General features: G+C 73.6%; 9 protein-coding genes. All 9 read right to left on the bottom strand.

The window, feature by feature from the left end; genetic code table 11:
• A partial coding sequence (locus AN218_RS12635) for an FAD-dependent monooxygenase (protein ID WP_244900419.1) occupies nucleotides 1-1,520 on the bottom strand: 1,520 nt, incomplete at its 3' end.
• Nucleotides 1,521-1,597: 77 nt separating this feature from the next.
• Complete coding sequence (locus AN218_RS12630) at nucleotides 1,598-2,761, bottom strand: NAD(P)/FAD-dependent oxidoreductase (protein WP_070016944.1); 1,164 nt, start codon at nucleotides 2,759-2,761, stop codon at nucleotides 1,598-1,600.
• Complete coding sequence (locus AN218_RS12625; protein ID WP_070016946.1) at nucleotides 2,758-2,967, bottom strand: ferredoxin; 210 nt, start codon at nucleotides 2,965-2,967, stop codon at nucleotides 2,758-2,760. Before AN218_RS12625 ends, AN218_RS12630 begins: the two co-directional genes overlap by 4 nt.
• A 115-nt stretch (nucleotides 2,968-3,082) precedes the next feature.
• On the bottom strand, nucleotides 3,083-4,276 hold the full coding sequence (locus AN218_RS12620; protein WP_070016943.1) for a cytochrome P450: 1,194 nt from the start codon (nucleotides 4,274-4,276) through the stop codon (nucleotides 3,083-3,085).
• A gap of 110 nt (nucleotides 4,277-4,386) precedes the next feature.
• Entirely contained in the window at nucleotides 4,387-5,427 is a 1,041-nt protein-coding gene (locus AN218_RS12615; RefSeq protein WP_070016942.1) for a polyprenyl synthetase family protein, read from the bottom strand.
• A 130-nt stretch (nucleotides 5,428-5,557) separates the two neighbouring features.
• The gene (locus tag AN218_RS12610) at nucleotides 5,558-6,946 is read right to left on the bottom strand and encodes an FAD-dependent oxidoreductase (protein ID WP_070016941.1); all 1,389 of its coding nucleotides are present in this window, start codon (nucleotides 6,944-6,946) and stop codon (nucleotides 5,558-5,560) included.
• An 11-nt stretch (nucleotides 6,947-6,957) separates the two neighbouring features.
• Entirely contained in the window at nucleotides 6,958-7,632 is a 675-nt protein-coding gene (locus tag AN218_RS12605; protein ID WP_070016940.1) for a tryptophan 2,3-dioxygenase family protein, read from the bottom strand.
• Nucleotides 7,633-7,659: 27 nt separating this feature from the next.
• On the bottom strand, nucleotides 7,660-8,649 hold the full coding sequence (locus AN218_RS12600) for a polyprenyl synthetase family protein (RefSeq protein WP_070016939.1): 990 nt from the start codon (nucleotides 8,647-8,649) through the stop codon (nucleotides 7,660-7,662).
• 10 nt (nucleotides 8,650-8,659) lie between these two features.
• Entirely contained in the window at nucleotides 8,660-10,258 is a 1,599-nt protein-coding gene (locus tag AN218_RS39185; protein WP_070016938.1) for a helix-turn-helix transcriptional regulator, read from the bottom strand.
• Nucleotides 10,259-10,599: the final 341 nt, after the last annotated feature.

The following is a 10,599-nucleotide window of genomic DNA, read 5'->3' as shown; positions in this document are numbered from 1 at the left end:
CCGGTGATCAGCGCGAACGCGCCGCCGCCGCCCGCCAGATCGAGGGTGCTGACGCGGTCCTCGCCGTCGGCCAGCCAGGCGTGCGGCAGCCGGTGCCCGGGACGGGCGACGGGATGGTGCACGGAGCCCATCGGGTCGCGCGGCGGCGGCCCGGTGCCGTCCGCGACGAGGGCGCCGCGCTCGTAGAAGAAGCCCACTTCGATGTCGTGCGCCTGGTATTCCATGCGCTGGGTCGCGAAGACCTCCGCGGTCCTGGCCCGCCGGGTCTCGCCGATCGGGCTGTCGGCGACGAGGGCGGTGAACGCGGCCCGGGTGACCTCGTCGGGCTGGCCGGGCAGCAGACCGAGGCTCGCGTGCAGCACCCCGTGGTTGCGGAAGGAGAACATCGCCCAGTCCACGGTGCGCTGGGCGACGGGGAGCCGTTCGCTCTCGTACGAGTCCAGAAGCGTGCCGTCCGCCCGTCCGGACAGCACGGCCGCGAGCTTCCACGCGAGGTTGTGCGCGTCCTGGACCGCGGTGTTCAGACCGAGCCCGGTCGCCGGCGGCTGGCGGTGCGCGGCGTCGCCCGCGAGGAAGACCCGGCCGCTGCGGAAGGCCTGCGCGACCACCGCCTCCGGGCGGTAGCGGCTGACCTGGTGCACGGTGACGTCCAGCTCCGGCAGCTTCAGCAGCTCGCGTACGCGGTCGGCGGCGGCCTCCTCGCTCACGTCCACGCCGGCGTCCGGGGGGAGATGGAAGTGCAGCGCCCACTCCTGCGAGGCCAGGCCCCAGCGCGGGCCCATCGCGACCATGCCGTACCGGGAGACCGGACCGCCGTCCGGGCTGACGAAGTTGGTGATCAGCACCTTGTCGCCGCTCCACCAGCGCGACAGGTCGGCGCTGAAGTGCACGGAGACGACGTTCCAGGAGCCGCCGTCGCCGTCCATGGCGATGCCGAGCGCGTCCGCGACGCCGCGGCCGCCGTCGGCGCCCAGCAGATAGCGGGCCCGTACGGTGCCGGTCCAGCCGGTGCTGCGGTCGGTCACCCGCGCGGTCACACCGTCCGCGTCCTGGTGGAAGTCCTCCATGACGTGGTGGAAGCGGACCCTGCCGGGGGAGCGCCGCTCGGCGTGCTCGCGCAGCAGCGGTTCGAGGCGGTGCTGCGGAAGGTTCGTCGAGGGGCAGGGGCTGTCGGCCGCGTACGGTCCGGCCGTCGAGCCGCCGCCGAAGGAGTCCATGCGGTGCAGATCGCGGGCGTCCAGCGGGCCGTCGCCCGCCAGCGAGGTGCGCCAGGCGACCTCGCTCATGTTCTCCAGCGGTGTGCTCAGCCGGTAGACGTCCGCGGCCATGCCGTGCTGCCGGAAGATCTCCATGGTGCGCTGGTTGAGGTAGTGGGCACGGGGCAGCACCGACGTCGACTCGCGCCGCTCGACGAGCAGATGGTCCACTCCCAGGTCCGCCAGGAAGACCGAGGCGGCCAGGCCGCAGCCTCCGCCGCCGACCACCAGCACCGGCACTTCCACATGGTGTTCCGCTCCCACTGCGTCCTCCGCTGCGCGGTCTTTTTCTGCGGGGGCTTCCGCTTCGTGGGCTTCCGCTTCGCGCATCCCAGTTCCCTTCAGTGCGGCCGGCTGCCGTCGGTGAGAAGCGCACGCGCGCGGCGCAGCCCCCGCGCGCTGTTCCAGCCGACGACGCCGACGGGGCGCTCGCCCGCCTCCGCGACGGCGACGAACTTCCGCGGATCCGGCGTCCGTTCGACCATCCGGATCCGGTCGGCCTCGGCGGGCCGGCCGAGTACCTGCATCCGGACGCCGTGCTGGTCGGTCCAGAAGTAGGGCACCGGCAGATACGGGCGGTCCGCGCCGAGGATGTTCCCGGCGACGGCGAGCGCCTGCTCGGTGGCGTTGGAGCGGTTCTCCAGCCGTACGTAGCGCCCCTGTTCCTCGTGCCACCAGCGCGCGACGTCGCCGACGGCGTAGACGTGGCGGGCCGCGCGGCACCGCGCGTCGCACACCACCCCGTCGTCCAGGGTGAGTCCGCTGCCCTCCAGCCACTCCGTCGCGGGCGTCGACCCGACGGCCACGACCACCACGTCCGCCTCGACGGTGCCCTTCGAGGTGCGGACGCCGGCGATGCGTCCGCCGGAGACGACCGGCGCCTCGGCCTCCGCGCCGGACATCAGCACGATGCCGTGGTCGCGGTGGAGTTCGGCCAGCATCGCGCCGATCTCGGGGCCCACCCGGTCCGCCATCGGCACCGGCGCGGGATCGATCACCGTCACATCGAGGCCGAGCCGCCGCGCGGACGCGGCGATCTCACAGCCGAGCACGCCGCCGCCGATCACGGACAGCCGCCGTGCGCCGGCGAGTTCGGCGCGCAGCCGCCCGGTGTCCTCCAGCGTGCGCACCGTGTGCACCCCGGCCTGCTCCGCGAACGCGCCGATGCGGCGGGGCGTCAGCCCGGTCGCGAGCACCAGGTCGCCGTAGGGCAGCGACGTCCCGTCGTCGAGGGCGACTTCGCGGCGTGCCGTGTCCAGGGACACCGCGCGCCGGCCGAGCGTCGTCTCGATGCCGAGGTCCGCGAGGGCGCCGGGCGGGCGCAGCACCGTACGGTCCGCCTCCCAGTCGCCCAGCAGCACCTGCTTGGACAACGGCGGCCTGTCGTACGGCGGATGGGGCTCGGCGCCCACGAGCCGTACGGTGCCGCCGAAGCCGCGCCGGCGCAGCGCCTCCGCGGTGGCCAGACCGGCCGCCGAGGCGCCGATGACGAGCACGTCGCTCATGCGGAACCGTCGCGTTCCCGGAGGAGGATGGCCGCCGCCGGGCAGAGCAGCGCCGCCTCCCTGACCTGTTCGTGCCGCCGCTCCGGGGGAGCGCCGTCGAGCAGGTGCACCACGCCGTCGTCGTCGCGCTGGTCGAAGACGTCGGGGGCGCTCGTCACGCAGTGCCCGGCGGAGACACAGCGCTGCTCGTCCACCTCGACCTTCAAGGTCATCCGCCTTCCTCCCGCCCTGTCCTGTCCTGCCGTTCGGTTCGTACGGTCGGTTCGGTTCGTTCGTCTCGTACGGCCGGTCCGGGTCCGTGCCGTACGGCCGCCGCGGGGATCACCACGTCACGGGGAGCTTGTTCACCGCGAAGACCAGCGCGGTCGTGCGGTAGTCGACCTCGTCCTCGGGCACGCCGAGCGCGAGCGTCGGGAACCTCTTGAACAGGGCCGGCAGCGCCACCCGCAGCTCCGCGCGGGCCAGTTGCTGGCCCAGGCACTGGTGCGGCCCGTATCCGAAGGTGACGTGCGGGGCGGGCGTCCTGCGGACGTCGAGCACGTCGAGGTCGCCCTCGGCGCCGGGGATACGGCGGTTGGCGACCAGCAGCGACGTGACGACGCGCTCGCCCTTCTCGATCCACTGGCCGTTGACCACCATGTCCTCCGCGGCCTCGCGGGGCAGGGCGATCGCCGGCGAGCAGTAGCGCAGCAGCTCCTCGACGGCGTCGCCGACGGCCTCCGGATCGTCGCGGACGACGGCGAGCTGGTCCGGGTTCTGCAGCAGCAGGGCGACGCCGGAGGAGAGCATGCTGGCCGTCGTCTCGTGCCCGGCGACGAGCAACATGTTGCCGATGCCGGTCAGTTCGTCCTCGGTGAGCTGGTCGCCGAAGTCGCGTACGACGCTGCCGAGCAGGTTGTCGCCGGGGCTGCGCCGGTGCTCGGCGACGAGCCGGCCCATGTACGCGTCCATCTCGGCGAGGTTCGCGATCTGCTCCTCGCGGGTGGTGTTGACGTCGAGGCCGATCTTGGCGCGGCGCTGGAAGCTCTCCCGGTCCTCGTAGGGCACGCCCAGCAGTTCGCAGATGACCAGCGTCGGGATGGGGGTGCTGAACTCGTGGACGATGTCGGCGCCCGGCCCGGCCGCCTCCAGGGCGTCCAGACGCGAGTCCACGATCTCCTCGATCTTCGGCAGGAGACCGCGGATGCGCTTGACGGTGAACGCGCTGGTGAGCATCCGCCGCAGCCGTCGGTGGTCGGCGCCGTTGTAGTTCAGCAGGTTGCCCGGCTGGTTCATCATGGTGCGCGGCTGCTCGGGGTCGAAGACGAACCCCATCTGCAGCCGGGGATCGCTCATCGCGTCCTTGGCGTCCGTGTAGCGGGTCAGCTCGACCGCCTCGAACTCGCCCATGATCGGGCTGGGTACGGGGACGCGGGGCAGCCCTTCCCGCTCCTGGAGTTCGTAGAGTTCGGCGGCGGGATCGAAGGGGCATGTGGCGTCGCGTGCGGAGAACGGAAGTGCCTTGGGTTCGGGCATGGCGTGAACTCTCTGTCCTGGGACGGCGGTTGCGGTCGGAGGGACGGCGGGGTCGGGGGCGGAGACAGGTGCCGGGGCCGGAGGCAGGCGCCGGGACGGGCGGACGTGCGTCAGCTCTGTCTGCCGACGATGAACCCGGCGACGTCGAGCAGTTCGTCGCGTACGCCGTCCGGGATGCCGGGGAAGTCCAGGCTCCGGCGGGCCGCCGCGGCCTGACGGTCCGCCTCGGCATGCGCCCACTCCCGTCCTCCGGCGCGCTCCACCAGGTCCGTCACGCGGCGTACGTCGTCCTCGTCCAGCGGCTCCGTACGGAAGTAGAGGGCGCGCAGCTCCTGCGCCCCGGGTGCGTTCAGCGCGGCCACGATCGGCAGCGACTTCTTGCGGACCCGTACGTCGGCGCCGACCTGTTTCCCGGTCAGCTCGGGAGCGCCCCAGACGCCCAGCAGGTCGTCGACGAGCTGGAAGGCGAGCCCGAGATGCTCGCCGAACGCCGTGAGCCGGTCGACGAGTCCGGGCTCCGCGCCGAGCAGATCCGCGCCCAGAGAGCAGGCGCAGCCCAGCAGCGCGCCGGTCTTGTCGCCCGCCATCCGCAGGCACTCCTCCAGGGTCACGTCCTCGCGCTGCTCGAAGGCGAGGTCGCTGCACTGCCCGTTGATCATCCGCTGGGTGGCGGCGGTCAGCGACGCCGTGGCCGAACGGGCGCCCGGCGCCTCCGCCTCCAGCAGCGCGGACGTCGCGGCGGTCACCATCGCGTCGCCGCCGAGGATGGCCGGGGGCACGCCGAAGACCGTCCAGGCGGTCCGGCGGCCGCGGCGGGTGGCGTCGCCGTCCATGATGTCGTCGTGCAACAGCGAGAAGTTGTGCACCAGTTCCACGGCGACCGCGGCGGGAACCCCGTCCTCGGCGCTGCCGTGCGCGGCCCTCGCGGAGAGCAACGACAGGGCGGGGCGGACGAGTTTGCCGCCGCGTGAACTGGTCGGGTTGCCGTCGCTGTCGGCCCAGCCGAGGTGGTATTCGGCGAGCCGGGCCATCTCCGGGCCGAGGTGGCGCCGGACCGCGTCGCGCAGGGCGGGCAGCAGGAGTTCGCGGCCCGCGTCGAGCGCCGCGGGCACGGCGACCGTGGGCGTCGTCGTCAGGGGTGTCGTCGTCATGCGCGTCGTCACCGTTCTCCCGGAGCGTCCGGGGGCAGGGGGCGAGCCGGCCGTGACCGGTCCGTGCGCGGACCGGCGGCCGGGGAGGTGTGCCGCACAGGGCGGGGCCCCGGGGCCGGCGTCGTGGCGGTCATGGCGTGGGCAGGTCTCGTGGGGTGGGCACGGGGGAGCGCAGCAGGACGCGGCCCAGCACTCTCGGCGAGCTGACGAGGGTGTGCGGCGGCGCCTGAAGGAACAGCACGTCGCGGTTGGCGGCGCAGACCACCGGGTCGGAGGCCACATGGGCGCGGAGCCGGTCGAGATACCGGGTGAGGAGACGGATCGCGGGGCCGCCGCGCAGGGCGTTCCCGGCGGCCGACGGCATGCCGTTGTCGGCGCCGGTGGCGACCTCCCACGCGAAGCCGGAGGAGCGCAGCACCGCCCGTTGCAGGGCGCGTACCGAAGGCGTACGCCCGTCGGCGAGCGCCCGCGTGAGGGCGACGGCGTTCATCGCGGCGACCGAAACCCCTTGTCCGTAGACGGGGTTGAGCGCGCAGACCGCGTCGCCGACGACGAGCAGCCCGCCGAACCCGGAGCCCAGCCGCTCGTAGTGGCGGCGCCGGTTCATGGTGTGCCGGTACCCGACGGGCCGGGTGAGCGGTTCCGCGCTGCTGAGCCACTTGTGCGGCGCGGGGTGCGGGAGCCGGCTCGCGAAGTCGACGAAGCCCTCAGGGTCGGTGGGCGGCGGATCGTCACGGGGTCCGGAGACGGTGACCATCCAGCGGTCGTCCTCGGCGGGCAGGACGATGGTCCCGAGGGGCTGCCCCGGGTCCGGTACGAGGTAGAAGCCCTTGATGCCCGCCGGCGGCGCCTCGCCGGTGAAGGTCGCCGTGGCGTAGGCCCGTCCGGTGTCGAGGACGTCCTCGGCGGGCGCCGGCGCGCCGATCGCCGCCAGCCAGGCGGGAGTTCGGCTGCCGCGTCCGGTGGCGTCGACCACGAGGCCGGCCGGAAGCTCCTCTTCGGCCCGCCGTCCGTCGCCGTCGCCGCCGCCGTTCCCGCCGCCGCGTTCGCGCAGCGTGACCCCGGTGACGCGTCCCGCCGAGCCCAGCAGACCCGTCACCTCGGTCCCGGTGCGTACCGCGATCCGCGGCACGGCCAGCACCCGTTCACGGATGCGGTGTTCCAGGAAGGGACGCGAGGGGGTCATCACCGGCGCCGAGGGGTTGCGCCGGGAGATCCACCCGTCGGCCTGCCAGACCCCGAGGTCGCCCGGCACCGACAGGAACGGGGCGCCCGCCGCCCGCAGTTCGGGCAGCAGCCCCGGAAGGAGCGCGTCGAGCGCCTCGATGCCGCCGGCCAGCAGGACATGGGTGTGCCGTGACTGTGGCACCCCGGGCCGGTACCCGGGCCCGTCGCCGTAGCGGTCCCGTTCGAGGACCGTCACCTGCTCCGCACGGTCCGAGAGCGCCAGAGCGGTCAGCAGCCCCGCCACGCTGCCGCCCATCACGACGACGTGGCCCAGGGAGGTGTGTGCGCGCATGGGGCCGCCTCTCAGGATCGCGTCCGCTGTCCGACGGGCGTCACCCGGCGGCCGCCGTCCGGTTCCCGGCTCTCCAGCCGGTCGCGCAGGAAGCGGACGCCGCTGGTCTCGCCGGTGCCTGTCCGGTCGCCGAGCATGTGCTCGACCAGTTCGAGGTGCGTACGGCGCCAGCGCTGCACGGCCTCGCGCAGCGCGTCGAACCGGCCGTGGCGCACCGGGCGTTCGGTCCCGTCCCCGCTCAAGTCCCCGGTCAAGTCCCCGGCCCCGTCCCCGCTCAAGTCCCCGCCCAGGTCCCCGTCCGGCGCCGTCAGCCGGTCGGTCAGGTCGAACAGCTCGCTGAACTGTTCCGACTGGAGACCGCTGGCCGTACCGAACCGGTCCCGGAAGAGGAGGAAGTCCTCGCGCCTGAGCGTGCGGCGCAGCAGCGTCAACTGCCCGTCCAGACTGTCGATCAGCCGGATCGCCCGCTCCGTGCGGTAGGCGTAGCAGCGCTCTCTGCAGCAGCCCGCCTCGATGTGCCGCAGATCCACCAGGACTTGGCTGAGCAGCGTCTCGGACGCCTGGTGGACCACGATGAAGAGCCGTTCGCTGTCGCTCAGGTCCTGCTCCTCCGCGGGCGTCATCGGCCGCTGGAGGGAGAGGAGTTCGTCGAGGTACAGGTAGGTCGCGTAGGTCGTGACAGTCATGGTTCGACCTCCTCGGGTGGGGCCGCGCTACACCAGGCGGCCGGGTACGGCGAGCTCCGCGAGCGCGTCCCGGTGGTCGCTCGGCGGGAGGTTCCTCAGGGCGTTCGCGGCGATCTGTACGTGGTGGTACGAGGTGTCGCGGGCCGCCTGGACCCCGTCGTGCGCGTGCACGAGTTCCGCCATCGCCTCGTAGCGCTCCTCGGGGGACGTGACGCTGTCCGCGAGCAACTCCTCGATGCGCCGCCGCTCTTGGCGTGAGGCGCGCTCGTGGGCGAGGAGCACCGGCAGGGTGGGCCGCCCGTTGCGTACGTCGGAGATGTGCGGCTTGCCGGCGTGCGTACCGTCGTACGCCATCAGGTCGTCCCGTATCTGGTAGGCGACGCCCAGCTCGTCGCTGTACTCGCCGAACGCCGCGACCGCCGTCTCGTCGCCGCCGCCGAGCGTGCTGCCCACTCCGCACGCCATCCACAGCAGGGCGCCGCTCTTGTCCCTGATCATCTCCAGATATGTCCCGACCGGGCAGATGCTGCGGCTCATCCGGATCTCCTGGAGGGCCGCGCTGCCGATCCGCAGACCGGCACGGGAGAGGACGGAGAGCGCCGCGGCGACCCGTTCGGCGGGGGCGCCGGCCTGGCGGCACTCGGCGAGGGCCGCGAACCCGTGGAAGAAGAGCCCGTCACCGCCGACGATCGCCGTCGGCTCCCCGTACACCACGTGCGCGGCGGGCTTCGCGCGCCGCTGCCCGTCGTGGTCGATGATGTCGTCGTGCATCATCGCGCCGACCTGTACGCACTCCAGGGCGACGGCGGCCGGCAGCGTCGTTCTCAGCTCGCCGCCCACCGCGAGGCTGGAGCGGATGGCCAGCCACGGGCCCATCATCTTGCCGAAGGGCACCAGTCCGAAGCGCACGACTTCGTCCAGGCCCGGTACACCACTCGGCCAACGGTCCTCCACCTCGGCCCGTAACAGCGTGGCCACTTCGGCATCGGCGACCTGCGGCACATCGATGTCGGTCATGCGGCCGACGCTAGGGACGCCCCGCCTCGCTTGTCCTCGCCCATCCGCGACGTGGGCCCGAGTGGGAACCCGGACTGGCATCTTTGATCCGCCCGGACGTGCGGCCCGTACCGCCGCCGGCGTCCTCGGAGAGCCGTCCGTCCAGGCTGGCGGCGACGAGTTCGACCCGCGAGCGGCAGCCGGTACGGGCGAACAGCCGGGTGAGGCAGTACTCCACGGTCTTCTCGCTGACCTGGAGCTGTAGCGCGATCTGACGGTTGGTCATGCCCTCCCGTATCAGCTCGATGATGCGCAGCTCGTTGTCGGCGGGCGTCTGCCGCTGTCCCCGGGAGCGCGGCGCCGGCACCCCGCGCTCCCGCGTCACCGTACGGATGCGCTCCAGCAGCGCCGAGGCGCCGCAGCGGGCGGCCAGACCGTGGGCCTCGCGCAGCCAGGGGCGCGGATCGTCGGCGAACCGGGCCGCCGCCAAGCAGAACTCCAGCAGGGAGGGCAAGTCGCCCCGCTCGCGGGTCAGTTCGGCCGCGGCGTCGAGGGAGGCGGCGGTACGCCGCACCAGGACGCGCGCCGTGAACACGTCCTCCTCGGTGTTGGTCCAGGCGCCCTCCCGGTGCGCGTGCTCGATCATCTCCAGCAGCGCCTGCGCGGCCTCGTGGTCGTCGATGAAGACGGCCGTGCGCACCGCCCGCATCAGCAGCAGGCCCATGCCCGGACGCCGTCCGGCGCCGCTCAGCCACCGGCAGGCGTGTACGGCCAGCCGCACCGCACGCGCGTCCTCGCCCGTGCAGCTCAGCAGACCGATACGGGCCCACACGCGCAGCGCCGCGAACCGCGGCAGCCGGGCGGCCTCGGCCAGCCACTCGGCGGCCTGCTGGAACTCGCGGCGTGCGGCGCACACGTCGGCCGCGAACAGCCGCGCCGGATGGTGTACCAACGTCTCCCGGGCGCCGGAGAGTTCGAGCTCGCGTACGGCGGACATCGCCTGCGACCAGTCGCCGCCCGCATGGCCCCGTACGACCCTGCTGTAGGTGCCGAGCACACCGTCGGCGGGCACCCGGTAGCGCTCCCCGAACACGATCTTCGCCATGGTGGACACGTCGATCACCGAGGCGGCCCGCTGGAGCCTGTCCTGCTCCGGTGACGGCGGCCACCCGGCGCGCTGCCAGGCGCTGCGGCAGGCGTCGGGGCGGTCGTCCAGCGCGCTGCGCAGCACGTCGATGTGCTCGTCTGAGATCAACTCCCCGTCGTCCTCGGGCACTTCGGGCCGTAAGAGCGCGATGCGGGCGTTCCGCGCGGACGGGGAGCCCGGCGTGGTCAGCACACGCATGCCGGGAGCGCGCGGGCCGTCCGGGGGCGCGACCGACGAGGCGGCCGCATCGGGTGCGTCGTCGGCGTCGGGCGGCCCGGGCGGCGCAGCGGTCCCGGAAGCCGCGGACGCCGGGGGTAAGGGGTGCGCCGGGTCGGCCCCGGCGGTCAGGGAGCCCCCGAACCACCACTCGGCGAAACCGGTCCGCTCGTTGCCGAGGAACTTCCCGTCCAGGAGCGCCCGTACGGGCTCCTCGGGCGGCAGCAGGCCGGTGTGCAGGGCGACGAGCATCGCGGCCAGCCGCATACGGGGCAGCGACGCCGGAGCGCAGNGCAGCCCTCCGCCGCATACCGGGTCAGCGGTTCGCGCAGCAGGTCATACCGTCCCGAGCGGGCCACCAGCGTCGTCAGCCGGGCGAGCGCCTCGGTGTGCTCCGTGCCCGTGGCCGGCATCCGGCGCAGCGCCGCCGCACACCACTGCGCCGCCCGCTCGGGCTGCAACGGGGCGGCGGCCTCGCTCAGTCCGAGCAGCCAGGCGACCGTCTCCCCGTCGAGCGGGGCGACCGGGCCGCCGAGCGCCAGATGGTCGGCGAGCTCCGCGCAGTCCAGGTCGTCGCCCTGCCGGTGCCGGGCCAGCAGGCAGCGGGC

Source organism: Streptomyces nanshensis (genome assembly GCF_001751255.1).
GTDB classification, from domain to species: Bacteria; Actinomycetota; Actinomycetes; order Streptomycetales; family Streptomycetaceae; genus Streptomyces; species Streptomyces nanshensis_A.
This window is presented reverse-complemented; position numbering and strand designations above follow the sequence as displayed.

What these genes read in the sequence shown, in the direction of transcription:
- AN218_RS12630 (WP_070016944.1), bottom strand. Translation starts at nt 2,761, where the DNA reads ATGAGCGACGTGCTCGTCATCGGCGCCTCGGCGGCCGGTCTGGCCACC.
- AN218_RS12620 (WP_070016943.1), bottom strand. Translation starts at nt 4,276, where the DNA reads ATGCCCGAACCCAAGGCACTTCCGTTCTCCGCACGCGACGCCACATGC.
- AN218_RS12615 (WP_070016942.1), bottom strand. Translation starts at nt 5,427, where the DNA reads ATGACGACGACACCCCTGACGACGACGCCCACGGTCGCCGTGCCCGCG.
- AN218_RS12610 (WP_070016941.1), bottom strand. Translation starts at nt 6,946, where the DNA reads ATGCGCGCACACACCTCCCTGGGCCACGTCGTCGTGATGGGCGGCAGC.
- AN218_RS12605 (WP_070016940.1), bottom strand. Translation starts at nt 7,632, where the DNA reads ATGACTGTCACGACCTACGCGACCTACCTGTACCTCGACGAACTCCTC.
- AN218_RS12600 (WP_070016939.1), bottom strand. Translation starts at nt 8,649, where the DNA reads ATGACCGACATCGATGTGCCGCAGGTCGCCGATGCCGAAGTGGCCACG.
- AN218_RS39185 (WP_070016938.1), bottom strand. Translation starts at nt 10,258, where the DNA reads ATGCGGCTGGCCGCGATGCTCGTCGCCCTGCACACCGGCCTGCTGCCG.